Genomic DNA, 21,875 nt, shown 5'->3' with positions numbered 1-21,875 from the left:
CGTCAGGCGGTCCCCACCGCCAGCAGGTGCGATGCGGCGGACAGCAGCTCCGGGTAGGGCTCCGCCAGCCGGGCGGCGGTCAGAGCCGCGGCGAACATCGGTGAGTCGGTCAGAGACTCGCCCGTGTGCTGCTCGGTGGCCTTCAGCAGTGCCCAGGCCGGGCCCTCGACGCCGAGGACGGTCACGTCGGTGAGGCCCGCGCAGGTCAGCTCATCCGCCAGCTCCGCCGCCGTATGGAAGTAAGCGGCTGTGAAGCCCTTGCGTCCGGGGTCGTGGCGGCCCGTCGCCAGGATGTCACCGACGGCGTCCCGGACGCGGTCCTTCGTCAGCAGCGTCGTCGCGGTGTGCTCGAAGAGCGAGGCGTACCGTCCGATCGCGGCGGCGGCGACCATGCCGCCAGGCCGTACCACCCGCCGGGCTTCCGCTAGCGCCTGATCGCGGTCGGCACGCTCCAGCAGGTGGTAGAGCGGTCCGAGCAACAGGACGGCGTCGTACGTCCCGGCCCCCGCGCTCAACGCTCGCGCGTCGCCCAACTCCGTGGTGCAGCCGACCGACTTCGCGTGCTCCACATGCCGTTCGACCGGGTCCACCAAGTGCACCCGGTAGCCGTCCTCGATCAGCCACTTCGCATGCACCCCGGCCCCGCCGCCGACATCGAGCACAGCGGCGGGCGCGGGCGGCAGATGACGCCGCAGGATCTCCCGGGTCCGCGCCAACTCCAGCGCGCCGTCGGCAGAGGAGGTCAGACGCGTCGACTCGTCGAATACCGAGCCGTAGAAGTCCAGGATCTCGGACGCTACATGGGGTGCGGTCGCCATGGTTGTGATGGTCTACCCTGACCGGTCAACCTGTCCACCGAACGGGAGTGCCCCGCCATGCCCAAGCTCAAGTACGAAGAGATCGCGGATTCGTTGCGGGCCCGGATCGCCGACGGTGAGTTCGGTTCGGGAGACGTCCTGCCGTCGGGGCGGGATCTGTGCGAGCAGTGGTCCGTGTCGCGGGCGACGGTCATCAAGGCGATGGATGTACTGAGGGGAGACGGCCTCGTGGCGGCTCGCCAGGGGCAGGGATTCCACGTACTCACAACGCCGTTGGCGCGTCCCGCCGGTCGGCGCCGGGCAGACGCCACGCGCGTGACCGGTGGTCACCCCTTCCGACGGTTGGGCAAGCCTGTTCACGAAACGCCGCCCGACCGTGTCGCAAGGATTTTGGACCTTGCCGCGGGCGTGTCCGCTCTGCGGCGTGACCGCTTGGTGCTGCTTGACGACGGTGCTCCGCTGTCGCTGGTCACGGCGTGGTTTCCGGCGGACATCGCGGCGGCCTGTCCGAAGCTGACTCAGGCGGGTCCGATCGCCGAAGGGACGACCCATTACGTGGCCCGCCAGACCGGGCGTTCACCGGCGCGGGGTACCGACCTCACGAAAGTGCGCCTGGCGACGTCAGCGGAGGCGGAGCAGTTGCGACGTGAACTACCGCTCGCAGTCGCGGTCGTGCTCCATGTCGCGCACGACAAGGACGGCCGGGTTCTCGTCGCAGAAGAGGGCGTCACTCCTTCCGACCTGTGGGAGCTGACGGACAACTACCCGATGAGTCACGGATAGTAGACAATCACTTGACTGGACCGGTCAACCGGTCCAGTCTCAAGGGGGGCGATTTCCTCGCACCCCTTGTTCGTCGTTGGCGTGCCGCGCGGGGTCTAGGCCGGGATCGCCGCCCATGCGGCACGTCTGCGTATGACTTCGCTGTGCTACACGAAGGGAACCGTTCGTGACTGATGACAGCGCTGCGCTCAAGGCCGGAGTCTTACCCGCGGCCGTATCGAGATTCTTCGACGCGAAACGCGAATCGGTCGGGCTGGCGCGCGAATTCGCCGCAGGGGCCCTGAGGGCATGGGGGTTGTCGCCTGTCGTTGACGACGTGCGGTTGTGCGTATCGGAGTTGGCGTCGAACGCGTTGGCGCACGGGACGCGGCGGGGGCACGGGTTTTTGGTGCGGGTGGTGGTGGAGGACGGGTGCGTACGGCTGGAGGTGCATGACAGTCGTGACGAGGAGGGGGAGCGGAGGCCGCGGGTGTGCGAGCCCGGTGCGGCGGATGTACGGGGGCGGGGGCTGTTGATCGTCGCGGCGGTCGCGGACGGGTGGGGGGTCGAGGGGCGGGAGCCGTTCGGGAAGGTGGTGTGGGCGCGGTTCAAGGGGGTGGCTTCCGGGCCCGCGGGCGGCCAGGGGTAGTGCGGGAAAACCCGGTCGAGGCCGGGCGCAGCTCGTCGTCATCGCCTACCGCGCGGGCCTGGCCCACGCCGCCCCGGAGAGCGGCGCGGACGGCCGTACGTAGTCAGGTGGTGGGGCTACGGCAACGGCTACGGCTACGGCTACGGCCGCGGGTAGCCGATGGCCGCGATGTCGTCGGCCAGTTCGGGGAGCGTGAGGTCGGGGTTGAGCGTGGTGACGACCTCGGCGGTCAGCGGGCGCAGGGCGAGGACGTGGTGGACGGGAGCGGGGGCGACCGGGACCTCGTAGTAGTCCTCGGCGAAGGCGCGGTAGGCGTCGGCGTCGCGGTCGGTGAGCAGCGGGAAGAGGAGCCCGGCGCCGTCGGGGTCGCCGTCGGGCGCGTCGGGGAACTCGATGGCGCTCCCGGTCCGCCACGCGGTGTCGGCGGCCTGCCGCCAGAGGCAGGCGGTGACGACGGGCATGCCGTCCTCGTCGCTGAAGGCGGGCTCTTCGACGCAGGGGCGGAAGACGGCGGGCACGTCGTCGAGGACACCGGGCCAGGGGCCGTCCTCGACGTAGGGGCTCATCCGGGACTCGTGGGCGAAGCCGCGGACGTAGGCGCCGAGGGGGGAGAAGACGATGGAGTATTCGTCGCCCGAGCCGTTGCTCATGGAGGCCATCTCCTCGACGTCCGACCAGTGCGCGTCGAAGGAGTAGAAGCGGCTCTCCCACGACGGGCTGAGTATCGCCTCCAGCATGGCCAGCGCGCGGCAGTGGTCACGGAGCACGGGGATGGCGGGGAGCCGCCGGGCGGTGTCGTAAACGGTCACGGCGGCGACCGTACGCCGTCCGGCGGCCGGTCCCGATGCCGGGTCCGGCGCGGCGGTGTAAGACCCGCCGCGCCAGGGTGGCGGGTCTTACGACTCGGTGGGCGTCTCCGACTCCAGCCGGGTGCGGGCGGCCTCCAGGCGGGCCAGCGCGCGCTCGCGGCCGAGGGCTTCGAGCGACTCGAAGAGCGGCAGCCCGACGGTGCGGCCCATGACGGCGACGCGGATGGGCGCCTGGGCCTTGCCGAGCTTGAGGCCGTGGGCGGCGGCGATGGACTCCAGAGCCGCCTTCAGGGGCTCGGCCGACCAGTCGGGAAGCGCGCCCAGTTCATTGGCTGCGTCGCGCAGAAGATCCGCCGCGCCCGCCTTCATCGCCTTGGACCACGACGCGTCGTCGCGCACCGGCTCGTCGAGGAAGAGGAAGTCGACGTACGACGTGATCTCGGACAGCAGGGCGATCCGGGTCTGGGCGAGCGGCGCGACGGTCTCGAAGACGGCCTCGTCGTACGACAGCGGGTCCCAGGTGGCGTGCGGGGCGGTCAGCCACGGCGCGCAGGCGCTGACGAAGGCGGCGGGGGACAGGGCGCGGATGTACTCGCCGTTGAAGGCGGTGAGCTTCTTGACGTCGAAGAAGGCCGAGGAGCCGATGACGTCCTCGATGCGGAAGAGCTGCTCCAGCTCCTCGTAGGGCAGGATCTCGCGGTCGTCGCCGGGGCCCCAGCCGAGCAGCATCAGGTAGTTGACCATGGCCTCGGGCAGGTAGCCCTCGGCGAGGTAGTCCTCGAGGGCGACCTTGTCGCGGCGCTTGGAGAGCTTCTGCCGCTTCTCGTTGACGATCACCGGCAGGTGCGCCCAGGTGGGCGGGGTGGCGCCCAGCGCCTCCCAGAGGAGCTGCTGCTTGGGCGTGTTGGACAGGTGCTCCTCGCCGCGGATGACCTGCGTGACGCGCTCGTCGAGGTCGTCCACGACGTTGGCGAGCAGGAAGACCGGGGAGCCGTCGCCGCGGGCGATGACGAAGTCCTCGATGGAGCTGTTGGGGAAGGCGGGTTCGCCGCGGATCAGGTCGACCACGACCGTCTCGCCCTCGTCCGGCGTGCGGAAGCGCATCGCCCGCCCCGGCTCGTACGCCAGCCCGCGCTCGCGGCAGAAGCCGTCGTAGCCGAGGTGTTCGGAGCCGGTGCGCTCCTTGAGCATGTCGCGCGTGCAGTCGCAGTAGTACGCGCGCCCCTCGATCTGGAGCCGGGAGGCGGCCTCGCGGTGCCGGTCGGCGTTGTGCGACTGGAAGTACGGGCCCTCGAAGGCGGGGTCGGCGCCGCTGATGCCGATGGCGGCGAGCGCGCTGATGATGCCGTCGATCCATTCGGGCTTGTTGCGCGCCGCGTCGGTGTCCTCGATGCGCAGGACGAAGGTGCCGCCCGACTGTCGGGCGACCGCCCAGTTGTAGAGGGCGGAACGGGCGCCGCCGACGTGGAACATACCGGTCGGGGAGGGGGCGAAACGGACGCGGAGCGGGGCATCAGACATGGCGTGAATCCTACCGAGCCGGGTCGGCGCCCCGCGCCTCGGATTATGCGGGGTCCCGATGCCGCTGACCCGCGCCCGCCGCTCGCGTAACGTGCTCGTCACTACGTTGACTACTGGCGAGTAAGGAGCGGTCGGATGGCGCTGGACGCGGATGTCGTGGTGGTGGGCGCGGGGCTGGCCGGTCTGGTGGCCACGGTTGAGCTGGCGGAGGCCGGACGGAAGGTGATCCTGGTCGACCAGGAGCCCGAGGCGTCCCTCGGGGGCCAGGCGTTCTGGTCCTTCGGCGGGCTCTTCTTCGTCGACTCGCCCGAGCAGCGCCGGATGCGGATCAAGGACACGCCCGACCTCGCGCTCCAGGACTGGCTCGGCACGGCCGGCTTCGACCGGCCCGAGGACTACTGGCCGCGCCGCTGGGCCGAGGCGTACGTGCACTTCGCCGCGGGCGAGAAGCGGGCCTGGCTGCACCAGCGCGGCATGCGCTTCTTCCCGGTGGTCGGCTGGGCCGAGCGCGGCGGCTTCCTGGCCACCGGCCCCGGCAACTCCGTGCCGCGCTTCCACATCACCTGGGGCACCGGGCCCGGCGTCGTCGCGCCCTTCGCGCAGCGGGTGCGCGACGAGGTCGCGCGCGGGCGGGTCGAACTGCGCTTCCGGCACCGGGTGACCGGCCTGACCCGTACCGGCGACGCCGTGGACGGTGTGACCGGCGAGGTCCTGGTGGCCAGCGACGTGGCGCGCGGCGAGGCCAGTTCGCGGGAGACGGCGGGCGCGTTCGAACTGCGCGCGCAGGCCGTGGTCGTCACAAGCGGAGGCATCGGCGGCAACCACGATCTCGTACGGGCCGCCTGGCCCAAGCGGCTCGGCACCCCGCCCGGCAAACTGCTCTCCGGCGTTCCCGCGCACGTGGACGGCCTGATGCTCGGCATCACAGAGGCGGCGGGCGGAAGGTTGATCAATGGTGACCGGATGTGGCATTACACCGAGGGCATCGAGAACTGGAACCCGATCTGGGCCCGCCACGGCATCCGCATCCTGCCCGGCCCTTCGTCGCTGTGGCTGGACGCCACCGGCAAGCGGCTGCCGGTCCCGTACTTCCCCGGTTTCGACACGCTCGGCACCCTGGAGCACATCATGGGGACGGGCCACGAGTACACCTGGTTCGTCCTCACCCAGAAGATCATCGAGAAGGAATTCGCGCTGTCGGGCTCCGAGCAGAATCCGGACCTGACCGGGAAGAGCGTGCGCGACGTGCTCAAGCGCGCGCTGCCGGGGGCGCCGGGGCCGGTCGAGGCGTTCAAGCAGCACGGCGTCGACTTCGTGGTGGAGAAGGACCTCGGCGCCCTGGTGCGGGGGATGAACGCCGTGACGGGCGAGGGGCTGGTCGACGAGGCGGTCGTACGGCGCGAAGTCGAGGCGCGCGACCGCGAGATCGCGAACACGTACACCAAGGACTTGCAGGTCACCGCCATTCGCGGGGCCCGCAACTACCTCGGCGACAAGCTCATTCGCACCGCGTCGCCGCACCGGCTGCTCGACCCGAAGGCGGGGCCGCTGATCGCCGTGCGGCTCAACATCCTGACCCGGAAGTCGCTCGGCGGCCTGGAGACCGACCTCGAAGGGCGCGTCCTGCGCGGCGGGTCGGAAGGCGCGGAGGACGGCGGCGCGGCCGGTCGCGGCGAGGTGCTCAGCGGGCTCTACGCGGCGGGCGAGGCCGCGGGATTCGGCGGCGGCGGGATGCACGGATACCGGTCGCTGGAAGGGACGTTCCTCGGCGGCTGCATCTTCTCCGGGCGCGCGGCGGGGCGGGCCGCCGCGGCCGCGACGGCATAACGCGCGAGCGGGCGCCGGGGGTTCCGCCCCCGGCGCTCCCTCCGTGCCCCGGCACCCGGCCGCCCGTCCGGGCGGGTCCGCCAACCGTCATGCGTTTCAGAGGTGTTGGCGCCCGGCCCCCGTCCGGGACCAACTCCATGGACGTAGCGCCAAGCATTGACAGGAGCGGACCGCCTGCCCACTATGGGAGCGCTCCCACGTTAAGAGCGTGTAACCGAACCATGCTTCACCGCACCACCTCCCATGACCCCGCGAAGTCGTTTCGAGGGGTCCATCCCCCCTATGGAGGTTGTTCGCACATGGCAGTCCCGACAGTCCGACGCAGAACCGCCGCGCTCGCGGCCGGCCTGATGGTCGTCGCCTCAGGCGGCGTGGTCGCCGCGATGAGTACGACATCCGCCTCGGCGGCCACCGCCGGTTGCTCGGTCGCCTACGACGTGAGCCAGTGGGATTCCGGCTTCACCGCGCAGGTGACGATCACCAACACCGGCCCGGCCATCACGAGTTGGCAGCTCGGCTGGAACTTCCCCGGCAATCAGAAGGTCACCCAGGGCTGGAACGCCACCGTGAGCCAGACGGGCGCGGCCGTGACCGCGGCGAGCCTGTCGTACAACGGTGCGGTGGCGACCGGCGGTACGGCGACCTTCGGCTTCAACGGCTCGTACAGCGGCACCAACACCAAGCCGTCGTCGTTCACCCTGAACGGCGTCGTGTGCGGCGGCGGCACCGGTACGACCCCGCCGACGACGCCCCCCACGACGCCCCCGACCACACCCCCCACCACTCCGCCGACGACGCCCCCCACGACGCCGCCGACCACCCCGCCCACCTCGCCGCCGCCCGGCACCAGGGTCGACAACCCGTACGCGGGCGCCAAGGGCTACGTGAACCCGGACTGGTCCGCGAAGGCCGCGGCCGACGGGGGATCGAAGATCGCCAACCAGTCCACCGCGGTGTGGCTGGACCGGATCGCGGCGATCGCGGGCACCAACGGTGCCATGGGGCTCAAGGCCCACCTGGACGCGGCGGTGCAGCAGGCCGCAGGCCAGCCGCTCACCATCGAACTGGTCATCTACGACCTGCCCGGCCGTGACTGCGCCGCGCTCGCCTCCAACGGCGAACTGGGCGCGACGGAGATCGGCCGCTACAAGACCGAGTACATCGACCCGATCGCCGCGATCATGTCGGACCCGAAGTACGCGGGCCTGCGGATCGTCAACATCATCGAGCCCGACTCGCTGCCCAACCTGGTCACCAACGCGGGCGGCACCGCCGGTTCGACGGACGCCTGCGCCACGATGAAGGCCAACGGCAACTACGAGAACGGCGTCGGTTACGCGCTCGCCAAGCTCGGCGCGATCGGCAACACGTACAACTACATCGACGCCGGACACCACGCCTGGCTCGGCTGGGACACCAACCTGGCGCCCGCCGCGCAGGAGTTCCTGAAGGCCGCGAAGACCGGTGGCGCCACCGTCAACGACGTCCAGGGCTTCATCGTCAACACGGCCAACTACAGCGCCACCGTGGAGCCGAACTTCAAGGTCACGGACAGCGTGAACGGCACCACCATTCGCCAGTCCAAGTGGGTTGACTGGAATCAATACGTCGATGAGCAGAGCTACGCGCAGGCCCTGCGCAACCTCCTGGTGTCGGACGGCTTCAACTCCAACATCGGCATGCTGATCGACACCTCCCGCAACGGCTGGGGCGGCGCCTCGCGTCCCGCCGGTCCCGGGGCGACCACGACCGTTGACACCTACGTCGACGGTGGCCGTATCGACCGCCGCATCCACGCCGGCAACTGGTGCAACCAGTCCGGGGCCGGCATCGGTGAGCGCCCGACCGCGGCGCCCGCCGCCGGTATCGACGCCTACGTGTGGGTGAAGCCTCCGGGTGAGTCCGACGGTTCGAGCACCCAGATCCCGAACGACCAGGGCAAGGGCTTCGACCGGATGTGCGACCCGACCTACACCGGTAACGCCCGCAACGGCAACAACCCGACCGGTGCCCTGGCCAACGCCCCGCTCGCGGGTGCCTGGTTCTCGGCGCAGTTCCACCAGCTCGTGCAGAACGCGTACCCGCCGCTCCCGTAGCGGACCCCCCACCGGGCCCGTGACGGGTCCCGCGCTCCGGCCGGACATCTCCGGCCGGGGTCGCGGGCCCGCCGCGGGCCCGGGTGGTTTTCCGGCTCATGCCGCGGGGAACGGGTGCCGCCCAGCCGCCGATCGTGGGGAACGGGCGCCGCCCCGCCGCCCGCGCTCGGCCGCGTATACGGCCCGTCCCACCGCCTGTTTACAGAACGCGCATCTTCGTCGTGCACCATGGGTGCCGCAGAGTTCGGTGCAGCGGGTGGACCGGCGGAGCGGCAGGCGGAGGCGGCATTCATGGACGCGTTCACGGACGTCCACGGCACGGCGGAGGACGGCTGGGAGCCGGTACGTACCGCTTTCGCCCAGAATTTCACCCGCCGGGGGGATGTCGGCGCCGCTTTCACGCTCTATAGGCACGGCCGCAAGGTGGTCGACCTGTGGGGCGGTGCCGCGTCGGCCGGGGAGCCCTCGGGGAAGCCGTGGGCCGAGGACACCGTGCAGATCGTCCGGTCGGCTACCAAGGGCGTGGCCGCGGCCTGTCTGCTGCTGCTCCACCAGCGCGGTCAGTTGGATCTGGACGCGCCGGTGGGCGCGTACTGGTCGGAGTTCAAGGCGCACGGCAAGGAGCGGGTGACCGTCAGGGACGTGCTGGCGCACCGGGCAGGAGTGCCCGCGCTGGACACGGCGTTGACGCCGGAGCAGGCGCTCGACGGCACGACGGGGCCGCGCGCGGTGGCCGCGCAGAAGCCGCAGTTCCCGCCGGGCGCGGCGCACGGATATCACGCGCACACCTACGGCTGGCTGGTCGCGGAGCTGGTGCTGCGCGCGTCGGGGCGGACGGTCGGCCGCTTCGTCGCGGAGGAGATCGCCCGGCCGCTCGGTCTCGACCTGTGGGTGGGGCTGCCGCCGGGGCAGGCGCACCGGGTGGGCGGGACCGCCGAGACCGTCACGCCGGAACCGGCCGTCTCCGGCGCGCTGCGGGCCCGGCCCAAGCGGTCCGTGCAGGACGCGTACGCCGACCCCGAGTCGCTGACCATGCGCGCCTTCGGGGCGATCTCGCCGCGGCCCGACGAGAACGACCCCGCCTATCGCGCGGGCGAGCTGCCCGCCGCCAACGGCATCACCGACGCGCGCTCGCTGGCCCGCTTCTACGCGGCCCTGATCGGGGAACTGACCGACGGGCCGCGGCTGTTCGTGCCCGCCACGCTCACCGCCGCCCGGACCGTGGAGTCCGAGGGGCCGGATCGAGTATTGATCGTCAACACTCGATTCGGCCTGGGATACATGCTGCACGGCCCGGCGTCCCCGCTGCTGGCACCCGGCTCCTTCGGGCATCCCGGCCGCGGCGGCTGCCTCGGTTTCGCGGACCCCGCGAGCGGAATCGGCTTCGGCTACGTCACCAACGGCATGCAGAAGAACGTCACCGCGGATCCCCGTGCCCAAGCCCTGGTCAGGGCGGTACGGGAGTGCCTACGCTGACCCGATGGTGCGTAACGGGACAGCTGCGGCGGCGTATTCAGGGCAACGATTCGCGACCTACACCGTCATGGTGACCGGCGGCGCGCGGGGCATCGGCGAGGCGACGGCCCGCAGATTCGCCGCGGAAGGCGCCGCCGTACTCCTCGCGGACCTCAACGGTGAAGCGGCCGAACGCACCGCCGCCTCGATCCGCGAGGACGGCGGACGGGCGGAGGCGGTCGGGTGCGACGTCGCCGACCGTACGGCCGTGGACGCGGCGGTCGCGCACGCGGTGGCGGCCTTCGGCGGCCTCGACGTCCTCGTCAACAACGCCTATTCGTGCAGCGATCACTCCGAGGACTTCACCGAGGAGCCGGACGAGAACTGGCTGCGCGACCTCGACGTCACCCTGACCGGCGCCATGCGCTGTTCCCGCGCCGCGCTGCCGCACCTGGCCGCCGCGACCGGCGGGCGCGGCGCGATCGTCAACATCGGCTCGGTCAACGGCATGTCGTACTTCGGCAACCACTCCTACAGTGCGGCCAAGGCGGGACTGATCTCGCTGACCCGCACGCTCGCCGTGCACGCGGCGGCCAGCGGCGTCCGCGTCAACCTCGTCGCGCCCGGCACCATCCGCACGCCCGCGTGGGCGGGCCGCGAGTCCATGCTGGAGACCGCCGCGGGGCTGTACCCGCTCGGCCGCGTCGGCGAACCCGCCGACATCGCCGCCGCCGTCACCTTCCTGGCCTCCGCCGACGCGTCCTGGATCACCGGTGTCACGCTGCCGGTCGAAGGCGGCATCCTCTCCGCGAATCCGGGGTTCACCCACGCGCTGTCGGCCGGGACCGCCGACGACGAGGCGCCGTAGGAGCCGCGGCGGGAGCCGCCGTCGGCGCTGCCGGGAAAGAGTGACGCAGGTCACCTCCGCTTCTGTCACGCAGGCGCCGGGCCGTTTGTCCTATGGGCATCGACGAGGCGGCCGGCTTGTGTGTCCGGCCCCGGCACGGGACGAGGGACGGACGGCATGGACGCTGCGAAGGACACGGGAAGCGACCGGCGCACGGGCGGCGGGGGCCTGCGGATTCTGCTGGCGGGCGGCAGCGGCGTCCTGGGACGTTCCGCCGCGAAGGAGTTGACAGCCGCCGGGCACCAGGTGGTACAGCTCGGCAGGGGCGCGTCCCACGACATCCGCGCCGACCTCCTCGACCGTGACGCGCTGCTGCGCGCGGTCGACGGGCTCCGCTTCGACGTCGTCGTGCACGCGGCGACCGCGCTGTCCGGCAAGTCCATGACCAGGCACCGGGACATGGACGGCACCAATACGCTGCGTACGGCCGGAACCCGGCACCTCTTGGAGGCGGCCCGCACGACCGGCGCGTGGCGCTGCGTCACGGAGTCGATGATGTTCGGCTACGGGTACGGCGACCACGGTGAGGGTCCGGTCACCGAGGCGGGCACACCCTTCGGGCCGCACAGCGACGACAAGCACCTGGAGCGGCACGTCGCCGCCATGCGCGTCAACGAGGAGCTGGTCCTGGGCGCGGACGGCGTCGAGGGCGTCGCCCTGCGCTTCGGCCTCTTCTACGGCGCCGGCGTCACCGACACCCTGATGCTGCCGCTGCTCCGCAAGCGCACCATGCCGGTCGTCGACGACACCCACCGCCAGGTGTCGTGGGTGGAGGCTGGCGACGCCGCCCGCGCGGTCGCGCTCGCCGTCACCTCGGGGCGGCCGGGGCAGGCGTACAACATCGCCGACGACCGGCCGCTCGGCTTCGCCACCCACATCCGCGCGGTCGCCGACGCGTACGGAGTGGCGCGCCCGCTGACCGTACCGGCCTGGGTGCTGCGCGCCACCCCGCTGATGCGCGCGATCATGGGGACCCGGCTGAAACTGGACAGCGCGAAGGCGGCGGCAGAACTGGGCTGGCGGCCGTCGTACCGCGACAGCGCGCAGGGCGTGCGGGCGATCGCCGCCGGGCCGGTTGCCGGGGCCGGGCCGCTGCTGCCAGCCTGAGCGGATGACGGACGACACGGGGGAACGGCGCACGGGCGGCACGTACGAGCGCCCACAGGGCGACCTCGGCGGCGCGCGCGAGGACGACGCCTTCCTGCGCGACCGGCGGCTGCTGTTCTCCACCGCCTACCACCTCCTGGGCAGCGTCGCCGATGCCGAGGACGTACTCCAGGACACCTGGCTGCGGTGGGCGCGCGTCGACCGCGCCGACGTCCGCCACCCCACCGCCTACCTGGTGCGTACGGTCTCGCGGCTCTGCCTGAACCGGCTCACCTCGGCGCGCGCCACCCGCGAGACGTACATCGGCCCGTGGCTGCCGGAACCGCTGCTGACCGGGCCCGACGCCGCCGACCGCACCGACACGGCGCACTCGGTGTCCATGGCCATGCTCGTCGTCCTGGAGACGCTCAGCCCGCTGGAGCGCGCGGTGTTCGTGCTGCGCGAGGTCTTCGGCTACGAGTACGCGGAGATCGCCGCGGCCGTGGAGCGCTCGGAGCCGACCGTACGGCAGACCGCGCACCGCGCCCGCGCGCACATCCAGGCGCGCCGCTCCCGTTACGACGCCGACGACGCCACCCGCGCGGCGGTGACCGAGAAGTTCCTCGCGGCCTGCGCGGGCGGCGACCTCAACGCGGTGCTGGCGCTGCTCGCCCCGGACGTCACCGCGTGGTCCGACGGCGGCGGCAAGGTGACGGCCGCCACCCGCCCGCTGCGCGGCGCCGACCATGTGGCCCGGTGGGTCCTCGGCGTCCTGGGCAAGCCCGAACTGGCCGCGATCACCGCCGCACCGGCCGCCGTCAACGGCCGGCCGGGTGTGCTTTTCACCCTGCATGGCGCGCCCGCCGGCGCCCTCACCTTCGAGCTCGCCGCCGGCGGCCGCATCCACGAACTGCGTTTCCAGGTCAACCCCGACAAGCTGCGCGGCCTGTCCGGGTGAGCGTCAACTCGCGTGCAGCATCAGACCTATGCCGGTCACGACCACCACGGCGGCGACCATACGGGGACGGCCGAAGTGCTCCTTGAAGAACAGCGCGCCTATGGCGGCGCCCGCGATGATCGAGGACTCGCGCAGGGCGGCGACCGGGGCCAGCGGCGCGCGGGTCTGGGCCCACAGGACGAGGCCGTAGGCGGTGAGGGACAGGGCGCCGCCGAGGAGGCCCCGCAGGGCGACGGGTCTTAGCTGCGCGGCCAATTCTCTGCGGCGCGCAGAGAATGCCACGGCCGGGATCACCAGGCCCTGGAACAGCAGCAGCCAGGCGATGTAGCCGAGCGAGCTGCCGGAGGCGCGCACGCCGACGCCGTCCACGACCGTGTACCCGGCGATGGTCAGTCCCGTACCGGCGGCTGCCGTCAGCGCGGGCCAGTTGGGGCGCTTGCCGCGCAGGCCCCACAGGGCGACGCCGCCGAGTCCGGCGCAGGAGGTGATGACGCCCGCGGTCTGCCAGGGCCCCGGCCGTTCGGCGACGAAGACGGCCGCCAGCACGGTGACGGCGAGCGGCGCGATGCCGCGGGCTATCGGATAGACCTGCCCGAACTCGCCGAGCTGGAAGGACCGCATCAACAGGTACTGGTAGGCGAGGTGGATGACCACCGACGCGATCAGATACGGCCACGCGCCCGCGTGCGGCACCGCCGCGAAGGGCAGCAGGGCCAGGGCGCACAGGGCCCCGCCGCCGCCCACGAGGGTGAAGGCGAGGACCTGGTCCTTGATGCCGTGCGCGATGGCGTTCCACGCGGCGTGCGTGATCGCGGCGGTGAGGACGACGGCGACGACCAGCGGCGTCATCCGCGGCTCGAACGGCCGGGGCTGCTCGTACGGCGCGGACCGCTCAGACGGCTGGGGCGGTTCGGCCGGTGCGACGGACGCATCGGCGGGTCAGGAGGCGCGCAGCACGGCCGCCACGATGGGGCCGGCGGACTGGTTGCCGTGACCGCCGCTGTGGACGACGGCGGCGGCGGCGACATGGCCCGCGTACGCGGTGAACCAGCCGTTGGCCTCCGCGGAGGTGTCGGTCTCGGCGGAACCGGTCTTGGCACCGGAGTTGGGGCCGAATCCGCTCATCACACCGCTGGCCGTGCCGCTGGTGATGGTCGCGCGCATCATCTGCCGCAGATACTGCGTCGTCTTCGACGGGATGCCGGAGGCGGTGGCGATGGGGCCCTCGATGAGGCTCTTGGCGACGATCCGCGGCTGGTGGAAGTCACCGGTGCTGGCGGTCGCGGCGACGGACGCCATGATGAGCGGGCTCATCTGAAGAGTGCCCTGTCCGATCATCTCCGACGTCAGCTCGTCCCCCGTGCCGCCCGGCACCACCGGGTCCTGGGACACGGTGCCGATGTTCCACCCCTGCGTCAGGCCGAACTGCTCGGCCGTGTCCACGAGTCCGGTCGCGCCGAGCGTCTTCGCCTGGAGGATGAAGCCGGTGTTGCAGGACTTCATGAAGTCCCATTGCAGCGAGGCGCCGGGGTTGTTCATGCCGCCGTCGTTCTTGTACGCCTTGCCGTAACCGTAGTTCGCACCATTGATGCATTTCGCGGGCGAGGACGGCGTCAGACCGCGCTGGAGCAGTGCCGCCGCCGTGACGATCTTGAACGTCGAGCCGGGCGCGGCCTTGTCCTGCAACGCGTAGTCGGTGCCGGACGCCGGGCCGTAGGCGACCGCCAGGATGGCGCCGTTCGTGGTGTCGACGGCGGTCACCCCGGACTTGTCCTTGCCCGCCACCGCCTTCTCGGCCGCCTTCTGGATCGTGGCGTCGAGCGTGGTGTCCAGCCGTACGGGCTTGCCCTTCTTGAGCACGTTCAGCGTCTTGCCGGCCGAGTCGTCCGCCTTCTGGACGTACGTCTCGATGCCGGGGGTGCCGTCGCCCAGCTTGTCCGCGTACCGCGTGCGCAGGTCGGGGATGATGCGGCTCAGCGACGGATAGTCGGCCGGGTCCATCACCCGCCCCTTGCGGTCCACGACATCCACCTCGGGCACCTTGGCCTGACCGGTGACGAGCTGGTCGCCGTCGCCCAGCTCCGGGCTGATCACGGACGGCTTCCACCGCACGACCGGCTTCCCGCTCGCGCCGCGCACGACGGTCAGCGACGAGCGGTAGCTCCAGGGGGTGGTGACGCCGTCGTACGTGACCTGCGCGGTCACCGTGAACGGCATGGTCGTGGTGGTTGTCGCCGCCGGTGTGCCGGGGGTGAGCTGCACGGACGTCACATGGGCCTGCGTCTTGTACGCGGTGAGCGCGGCCGTCGTCGTCCGCACGGAGTCGGTCAGGGCCGCCGCCCGCGTGATGTCGCCCGACGACCACGCGGTCAGGAAGTCGTCCCCGACGTCGGTGACTTCGGCGGCGCTCGGCGGCGCGGTGTTGACCGGCGTCGGCTTGGGCCGCGCGGACTTGCCGCCGCCCCCGCCGCCGCCCTCCAGCGAGTCGTAGACGTTGTAGGCGCCGTACCCGGCGACCACGAGCATTCCGACGAACACCGTGCCGATGATCCCCGACTTGACACCCCGTGACATGGGCACGAGACCTCCCCCTCCCCTTTGAACGCGTTCAAGGAACGCGCGCTGTAGCACCCTACGGGACCCCTGTGCGGAGGAAGGTCTCAGTCCGGGCACGGGTCCGTATGGAAACAGCCCTCCCGGGACCCTCACCCGCCCCAGGAAAACTCAGCCCGGCCCCGTAGCGCTGTCCGGCCCCCCGGCGCTCGGCCCCCGCGCTCGGCCCCCGGCCCCGGACCCCGGTCAGACCCAGGAGTCGAACCACATCCTGGCCTGCCAACTGCTGTACGGAATCGTCATACCGGTATAGATCGGGAAGAAGTAGATGAAATTCCAGATGATCAATAGGACAAGCGTGCCCGCGCCGACCGCGCCCCACATACGTCTGCCCTCACTCGCACTCGGTGGGCCGAGGAAGGCGCCGATCATCATGGCGACCGCGAGGCAGAGGTAGGGGACGAAGGCGACGGCGTAGAAGAAGAAGATCGTACGGTCCTGGTAAAGGAACCAGGGGAGGTAACCGGCGCCCGCCGCGCACAGGATGGCGCCCGCGCGCCAGTCGCGGCGCATCGCCCAGCGGTAGACGAGGTAGATCAGGGCGAAGCAGGCGGACCACCACAGCAGGGGCGTGCCCAGCGCGATGATCTCGCGGGAGCAGCCGGCCGCCGCGTGGCAGCCGTCCTCGCCGTTCTTGGGGGACTGGAAGAAGTACGAGACCGGGCGGCCGAGTACGAGCCAGCTCCAGGGGTTGGACTGGTAGGGGTGCGGGGTCTGGAGATTGACGTTGAAGTCGTAGACCTGCACCTCGTAGTGCCACAGGCTGCGGATCGGGGCCGGGATCCACGACCAGGTGCCGCCGCGGGCGTCCGCCCAGTGCCGTCCGTAGGCGTTGTCGGACAGGAACCAGCCGGACCAGGAGAGCAGATACGTCACCAGGGCGACCGGCAGGATCGTCAGCGCGGCCCAGCCCAGGTCCTTGCGCAGGACGGCGAGGTACGGGCGGCGGGCGCCGGCCAGGCGGCGTGAGCCGATGTCCCAGACGACGGTCATGATGCCGAAGACCGCCAGGAAGTACAGGCCGTTCCACTTGCTGGCGCAGGCCAGGCCGAGGCAGACGGCGGCGGCGATCCGCCAGGGCCGCCAGCCCATGCCCGTCCGGTCGCCGACCTGCCGGTCGGGTCCCGCGTAACCGCTCTCGTCGACGGGCAGGGCGCGCGCGAGGCGGGCCCGCGACCAGTCGCGGTCGATCAGCAGGCAGCCGAACGCGGCGAGCGCGAAGAAGGAGATGACGAGGTCTAGCAGCGCGATCCGGCTCATCACGAAGTGCAGTCCGTCGACCGCGAGCAGGGTGCCCGCCACGCAGCCGAGCGCCGTGGAGCGGAACAGCCGTCGCCCTATCCGGCACAGCATCAGCACGGACAGCGTGCCGATCAGCGCCATCATGAAGCGCCAGCCGAAGGGGTTGAGCCCGAACATCCACTCGCCGACCGCGATCACCCACTTGCCCATCGGCGGGTGCACGACGTAGCCGGGCGCGTCCGAGAGCGGGATCACCTGGGGGTGGGCCAGGATCTGCGGGTTGGAGACCTTGCCGTCGGGCCAGGTGCCCTCGTAGCCGAGCTTCAGCAGCGACCAGGCGTCCTTGGCGTAGTACGTCTCGTCGAAGACGACGTCACGCGGGTTGCCCAGGTGCCAGAAGCGGATCGCCCCGGCGAAGACGGCGACCAGCAGCGGGCCGAGCCAGCCGCTCCACTTCGCCACCCGGTGGGCCGCGACGGGGCCGAGGCCGAGCGCCTCCCACATCCGGGTGCCCGGCTCGGGGAACGGCGGTACGAGGCGGTCGCGGGTGTCGATCCGAGTCCGTTCCGCATAGCCGAACCGGCGCAGTCGTCGCGCCCACGCGCTCGACTCCGCCTCCACCCGAAAGCCCTCGTCGGCCCGGTCCTGCGTCGCGGTCTCACTTGTCACCGGCCCATCGTAGGGAAACCCCCTGAGAAAGCGATGAGGTCCGGGCTCACCGCCCGGGTTTGTCCGCAATCCCGGCCGGTAACCAGGGGTGCGCGGGCCGTATCCGGGCGGTTTCCGGGCGGTGGGGCGGCCGGGATCGGGGCCGATGCCGTTCGTCCGGGGCCGCGGGGGTGGGCGAGGGCCCCGGCGTGATCCTGGTCACGCGCCGTGCGGCCGGCTCCGAGGAGCGGGGCGGGGGGCGCGGGGCGTTGGGCGGTGGGCGCTGGGCGCGATTGAGGGGATACGGCGGGCAGGTGGGAGGCTGGGGGCGTGACCACCTCAGCCGTCGGCGTCCTCGTTCTGGCCGGAACCCCCATCGGCGACCCCGCCGACGCCCCGCCCCGCCTCAGCGCGGAACTGCTCGCCGCCGATGTGATCGCCGCGGAGGACACCCGCCGCTTCCGCCGTCTCACGCACGCGCTGGACGTGCACCCGACGGCCAGGGTCGTCTCGTACTTCGAGGGCAACGAGAGCGGGCGCACACCGGAGCTGGTCGAGGCGCTGGAGGGCGGCGCGCGGGTCGTGCTGGTGACGGACGCGGGGATGCCGTCGGTGTCCGACCCCGGCTACCGGCTGGTGGCGGCGGCCGTCGAGCGCGACATCAAGGTGACCGCGGTGCCGGGCCCGTCGGCCGTACTGACCGCGCTGGCGGTCTCCGGGCTGCCGGTGGACCGTTTCTGTTTCGAGGGCTTCCTGCCGCGCAAGGCGGGCGAACGGCTGTCGCGGCTGCGCGAGGTCGCCGCCGATCGCCGCACCCTGGTGTATTTCGAGGCGCCGCACCGGATCGACGACACCTTGGCGGCGATGGCGGAGGCGTTCGGCGAGGAGCGCAGGGCCGCGGTCTGCCGGGAGCTGACCAAGACGTACGAGGAGGTCAAGCGCGGGCCGCTGAAGGCGCTCGCGCTGTGGGCGGCGCAGGGGGTGCGCGGCGAGATCACCATCGTGGTGGAAGGCGCGCCGGAACCCGGCCCCGCCGACCTCGACCCGGCCGAACTCGTCCGCCGGGTGGCGGCCAGGGAAGAGGCGGGCGAGCGGCGCAAGGAGGCCATCGCGGCGGTCGCCGCCGAGGCGGGCCTGCCCAAGCGGGAGGTCTTCGACGCCGTCGTCGCCGCCAAGCGGACCGGCGAACTGCCCCCGGGCGCCTGAGGACCGGGACCCCGCACGGCCCGGCGGCCTGCGGGCCGAGAACCGTTTTCTGACGGCGCGGCGGCCTGCGGGCCGAGAACCGTTTTCTGACGGCCCGGCGACCGCCGTTCGCGGAATCCGCCGCCTGATGCCCTGATTCCCGGGCGCACAATCCCGGCGGGCCGCCCTTTTGACGCCGTAAGAACCTAAACCGTATGCATGGCAAAGCAATATCCGCCATCTGCCACATACGGGCCCAAATCTGGCTCAAGAGTCGGGCGCATCTCCTGCGGAGCGGGCAAATCGGGCGTTCGCTGGTAGGTGCAAAGTCCCGCTCCGGACACCGTGTCCGGAGGGCACGCAGGAGCTGCCATGAGCGAGACCATCGGAAGCGATCCCCGTCCCGTCGCCGCCGCCGCACCGGGTACGCCCGCCGTACCCGTCACGGTGACCGTCACCGCCCCCGCACCCGACGGCCCGGCCGCCGCACCCGACCGCGCGGCCGCCGCGCGCGAGGAGTCGGGCCGGAACGCGGCGGAGGCGTACGCCTTCGCCTGCCTGAACTGCGGCCACGGCTGGGAGCAGGCGTACGAGATCGAGCACCATGTGGACGCGTCCGGCCACGCCTTCGTCGTCTACCTCGCGGACGGCGCGAGGGTGCCGTCACCGCTCACCCGCCCGGCGTGCCTGAACTGCGGCGGTACGCACGTACGCATCATGCGCTCGGGGCAGGTCTCCGGCGTCGCCTCCGTATGGGCACACCCGCGGGGCGACCGCGGTGTGCGCCGCGAGCACCACTGGTCGGTCCTGCACTTCCTGCACCGCAAGCCGCACGGGGAGCGCGGCAAACACGGGGAGCGCGGCAAGCACGCCAAGCAGCACGGCAAGCACGGCGGGCGGCCCGACACCCAGCCCGGAGCGCAGCCCGGCCTCCAGCGCGATGAGCAGTCCGGGGGAGCCGACACCGCCTGACAGGACGACGGCCCCGCGTCCTTAGGATCGGGGCCATGCCCGACAAGAACGCCAAAGCCGACGACAAGAAGTCCGCCCCGCCGGCGCCCGAGCCGCTGCGGGTCGCGGTCGCCGATTCCCACACCCACCTCGACATGCAGCCGGGCACGGTTCCCCAGGCCCTCGCCCAGGCCGCCGCGGTCGGCGTCGACACCCTCATCCAGGTGGGGTGCGATCTCGCGGGTTCCCGCTGGGCGGCGAAGACGGCCGCCGCCCACGACGCGATCTGGGCCACCGTGGCCCTGCACCCGAACGAGGCGCCCCGCATCGTCCACGGAGCGCCCGAGGGCTCCTACGGGGGCCCGCAGGCGCCGCGCGGCATCGAGGGGCTCGACCGGGAGATCGACGAGATCGACGCGCTCGCCGCCCTTCCCCAGGTGCGCGGCGTCGGCGAGACCGGCCTGGACTACTTCCGCACCGGGCCCGACGGCGTCGCCGCCCAACAGCACTCGTTCCGTCGCCATATCGACATCGCCAAACGGCACGGCAAGGCGCTGGTCATCCACGACCGCGAGGCGCACGCCGACGTCCTGCGCATCCTCGACGAGGAGGGCGCCCCGGACACCGTCGTCTTCCACTGCTACTCCGGCGACGCCGAGATGGCCGAAGTCTGCGCGGCGCAAGGGTTCTACCTCTCCTTCGCCGGCACCGTCAGCTACAAGTCGGCGCAGAATCTGCGCGACGCAGTGGCCGTCGCCCCGCTCGACCGCCTCCTGGTGGAGACCGACGCGCCTTTCCTCACCCCGGTGCCCTACCGCGGACGGCCGAATGCGCCATACCTCATTCCGGTCACGCTGCGTGCGATGGCGGCGGCCCGCGGCATCGACGAGGACACCCTCGCGACGGCCGTCGCGGCCAACACCGCCAGGGCGTTCGCCTACTGACGTTTCCACGCGCTCACCCGGACAGGTGACTTCGCGCGACCGGAGGTGACGACGCCACGTGACGGCGAGGGCTTGGCCGGTGGCGACAAGTCGGCTACGTTCCCGGTTCCCCGCACCGGAACCCCGCAGCCGTGGAGCGAGCCGTCGTGAGCAATACGCAGGGCACACACCGAGCCGCCGCCCATCCGGCGGCCGCCGTCCGGCGGACCGGCCGCGCGATCGTGCCGCGGGCGCTGGTGATGGCGGTCCTGGCGGGCGGCACCGGCGCGTACGTGCTGGCCGACAAGGCGGTACGGCTGACCGTGGACGGCCGGCCGCGCACGCTGCACACCTTCGCCGACGACGTGGCCGACGTGCTGCACGAGCAGGGCGTCGAGGTGGGCGACCACGACATCGTGGCGCCGGCGCCGGGCGAGGCGCTGCACGACGGCGACGACGTGGTGGTCCGCTACGGCCGTCCGCTGACGCTCACCGTGGACGGCCGTCACCAGCGGGTGTGGACGACCGGCAAGACCGTCGCGGAAGCGCTGCGGCAGCTCGGCGTACGGGCCGAGGGCGCGTATCTCAACGCCTCCCGCGACGCGTCCATCGGCCGCCACGGCCTCTTCCTCGACGTGCGCACGGAACGTACGGTCACCGTCCTGGCCGACGGCCGCGAGCACACCGTGCGCACCAACGCCGCCACCGTCCGGCAGGCCGTCGCGGACGCGGGCGTCACCCTCGGCGGCCAGGACGCCACCTCCGTGGACGCCGACAGCTTCCCCCGCGACGGCCAGACCGTCTCGGTGCTGCGGATCTCCGGCCACCAGGAGACCCGCGAGGAACCGATCCCCTTCCGCACCCGCAAGCACACCGACGCGACGCTCGCGCAGGGCACCGAGGCCGTGGACCGGCCGGGCCGCGACGGCGTCCGCCGCGTCACCTACGCCTACCGCACCGTCAACGGCGTCCGGGAGCGCCCGCGCGTCGTGGAGTCGGTGACCGCGCGCGAACCGGTCACCGAGGTCGTACGCGTCGGCACCAGACCGCCGCCCACCGCCGTCACGGGCGCCGACGGCCTCAATTGGGGCGGCCTCGCGCAGTGCGAGGCGGGCGGCAGACCCGACGCGGTGGACGCGACCGGCACCTATGGCGGGCTCTACCAGTTCGACGTGCACACCTGGCACAGCATCGGCGGCCAGGGCCGCCCCCAGGACGCCCCCGCCGCCGAGCAGACCTACCGGGCCAAGAAGCTGTACGTCCAGCGCGGCGCGGCCCCCTGGCCGGTCTGCGGGCGGCACCTGGGCGGTTAGGGCCTTCCGCCGGACAGGCCCTAGGTGTATTGACCTGGAGGGTTGTTGACGCGGGTGATGGGTGGCTGGCCGCCGAGTGCGGTGTGGGTGCGGTGGTGGTTGTAGGTGTGGA

The 21,875-nt window shown here is 72.0% G+C and carries 18 protein-coding genes; 12 read left to right on the top strand and 6 right to left on the bottom strand.

Annotated features, from left to right (window positions below; all coding sequences use genetic code 11):
- Positions 1 to 2 precede the first annotated feature (2 nt).
- Positions 3 to 818 (bottom strand): class I SAM-dependent methyltransferase, encoded by an 816-nt coding sequence (locus ACIOC1_RS31265; protein ID WP_355337915.1) that lies wholly within the window; start codon positions 816 to 818, stop codon positions 3 to 5.
- Between the two features lie 57 nt (positions 819 to 875).
- On the opposite strand from ACIOC1_RS31265, the gene ACIOC1_RS31260 reads away from it, so the two are divergent.
- Entirely contained in the window at positions 876 to 1,601 is a 726-nt protein-coding gene (locus tag ACIOC1_RS31260) for a GntR family transcriptional regulator (RefSeq protein WP_401857332.1), read from the top strand.
- A gap of 166 nt (positions 1,602 to 1,767) precedes the next feature.
- Positions 1,768 to 2,229, top strand: a complete 462-nt coding sequence (locus ACIOC1_RS31255; protein WP_401716231.1) for an ATP-binding protein — start codon at positions 1,768 to 1,770, stop codon at positions 2,227 to 2,229.
- A gap of 140 nt (positions 2,230 to 2,369) precedes the next feature.
- Here ACIOC1_RS31255 and ACIOC1_RS31250 read toward each other — a convergent pair whose 3' ends face one another.
- Together ACIOC1_RS31250 and gltX are read right to left on the bottom strand one after the other, a co-directional pair.
- On the bottom strand, positions 2,370 to 3,038 hold the full coding sequence (locus ACIOC1_RS31250; RefSeq protein ID WP_401857329.1) for a hypothetical protein: 669 nt from the start codon (positions 3,036 to 3,038) through the stop codon (positions 2,370 to 2,372).
- 87 nt (positions 3,039 to 3,125) lie between these two features.
- On the bottom strand, positions 3,126 to 4,511 hold the full coding sequence (gene gltX / locus ACIOC1_RS31245; RefSeq protein WP_401857502.1) for a glutamate--tRNA ligase: 1,386 nt from the start codon (positions 4,509 to 4,511) through the stop codon (positions 3,126 to 3,128).
- Between the two features lie 183 nt (positions 4,512 to 4,694).
- Between gltX and ACIOC1_RS31240 the strand changes: the two genes are divergently transcribed.
- The 6 genes from ACIOC1_RS31240 (at position 4,695) to ACIOC1_RS31215 (ending at position 12,888) form a co-directional block, all read left to right on the top strand.
- Positions 4,695 to 6,386 (top strand): FAD-binding dehydrogenase, encoded by a 1,692-nt coding sequence (locus ACIOC1_RS31240; RefSeq protein WP_391162333.1) that lies wholly within the window; start codon positions 4,695 to 4,697, stop codon positions 6,384 to 6,386.
- A 299-nt stretch (positions 6,387 to 6,685) separates the two neighbouring features.
- On the top strand, positions 6,686 to 8,482 hold the full coding sequence (locus ACIOC1_RS31235; RefSeq protein ID WP_355337930.1) for a glycoside hydrolase family 6 protein: 1,797 nt from the start codon (positions 6,686 to 6,688) through the stop codon (positions 8,480 to 8,482).
- Between the two features lie 291 nt (positions 8,483 to 8,773).
- Positions 8,774 to 9,958, top strand: coding sequence for a serine hydrolase (locus tag ACIOC1_RS31230; protein WP_391162331.1), 1,185 nt, complete (start codon positions 8,774 to 8,776; stop codon positions 9,956 to 9,958).
- 4 nt (positions 9,959 to 9,962) lie between these two features.
- Positions 9,963 to 10,805 (top strand): SDR family NAD(P)-dependent oxidoreductase, encoded by an 843-nt coding sequence (locus ACIOC1_RS31225; protein ID WP_401310364.1) that lies wholly within the window; start codon positions 9,963 to 9,965, stop codon positions 10,803 to 10,805.
- Positions 10,806 to 10,961: 156 nt separating this feature from the next.
- A complete protein-coding gene (locus ACIOC1_RS31220; protein ID WP_401310361.1) occupies positions 10,962 to 11,951 on the top strand; it encodes an NAD-dependent epimerase/dehydratase family protein in 990 nt (329 codons plus the stop codon).
- A 4-nt stretch (positions 11,952 to 11,955) separates the two neighbouring features.
- Entirely contained in the window at positions 11,956 to 12,888 is a 933-nt protein-coding gene (locus tag ACIOC1_RS31215; RefSeq protein ID WP_401857323.1) for an RNA polymerase sigma-70 factor, read from the top strand.
- Between the two features lie 3 nt (positions 12,889 to 12,891).
- Here the strand turns inward: ACIOC1_RS31215 and ACIOC1_RS31210 are convergent, their stop codons facing one another.
- From ACIOC1_RS31210 to ACIOC1_RS31200, 3 genes are all read right to left on the bottom strand, one after another.
- A complete protein-coding gene (locus ACIOC1_RS31210; RefSeq protein WP_401857320.1) occupies positions 12,892 to 13,737 on the bottom strand; it encodes an EamA family transporter in 846 nt (281 codons plus the stop codon).
- A gap of 90 nt (positions 13,738 to 13,827) precedes the next feature.
- Entirely contained in the window at positions 13,828 to 15,462 is a 1,635-nt protein-coding gene (locus ACIOC1_RS31205; protein WP_355337948.1) for a penicillin-binding transpeptidase domain-containing protein, read from the bottom strand.
- 225 nt (positions 15,463 to 15,687) lie between these two features.
- Complete coding sequence (locus ACIOC1_RS31200; RefSeq protein WP_391043451.1) at positions 15,688 to 17,412, bottom strand: phospholipid carrier-dependent glycosyltransferase; 1,725 nt, start codon at positions 17,410 to 17,412, stop codon at positions 15,688 to 15,690.
- A gap of 309 nt (positions 17,413 to 17,721) precedes the next feature.
- Between ACIOC1_RS31200 and rsmI the strand changes: the two genes are divergently transcribed.
- The 4 genes from rsmI to ACIOC1_RS31180 all read left to right on the top strand — a co-directional run bounded on the left by rsmI (position 17,722) and on the right by ACIOC1_RS31180 (position 21,763).
- Positions 17,722 to 18,597 carry a 16S rRNA (cytidine(1402)-2'-O)-methyltransferase gene (gene rsmI, locus ACIOC1_RS31195; RefSeq protein WP_355337951.1) on the top strand — a complete coding sequence of 292 codons (876 nt, stop codon included), beginning with the start codon at positions 17,722 to 17,724 and terminating at the stop codon, positions 18,595 to 18,597.
- A gap of 351 nt (positions 18,598 to 18,948) precedes the next feature.
- Positions 18,949 to 19,548, top strand: coding sequence for a hypothetical protein (locus tag ACIOC1_RS31190; protein WP_401857316.1), 600 nt, complete (start codon positions 18,949 to 18,951; stop codon positions 19,546 to 19,548).
- A 35-nt stretch (positions 19,549 to 19,583) separates the two neighbouring features.
- Positions 19,584 to 20,471 carry a TatD family hydrolase gene (locus ACIOC1_RS31185; RefSeq protein WP_401310348.1) on the top strand — a complete coding sequence of 296 codons (888 nt, stop codon included), beginning with the start codon at positions 19,584 to 19,586 and terminating at the stop codon, positions 20,469 to 20,471.
- A gap of 146 nt (positions 20,472 to 20,617) precedes the next feature.
- Positions 20,618 to 21,763 (top strand): ubiquitin-like domain-containing protein, encoded by a 1,146-nt coding sequence (locus ACIOC1_RS31180; RefSeq protein ID WP_391043457.1) that lies wholly within the window; start codon positions 20,618 to 20,620, stop codon positions 21,761 to 21,763.
- The last annotated feature ends 112 nt before the right edge of the window (positions 21,764 to 21,875 follow it).

Origin of the sequence: Streptomyces sp. NPDC088197, from assembly GCF_044741185.1 — a bacterium.
Taxonomy (GTDB): domain Bacteria; phylum Actinomycetota; class Actinomycetes; order Streptomycetales; family Streptomycetaceae; genus Actinacidiphila.
This window is presented reverse-complemented; position numbering and strand designations above follow the sequence as displayed.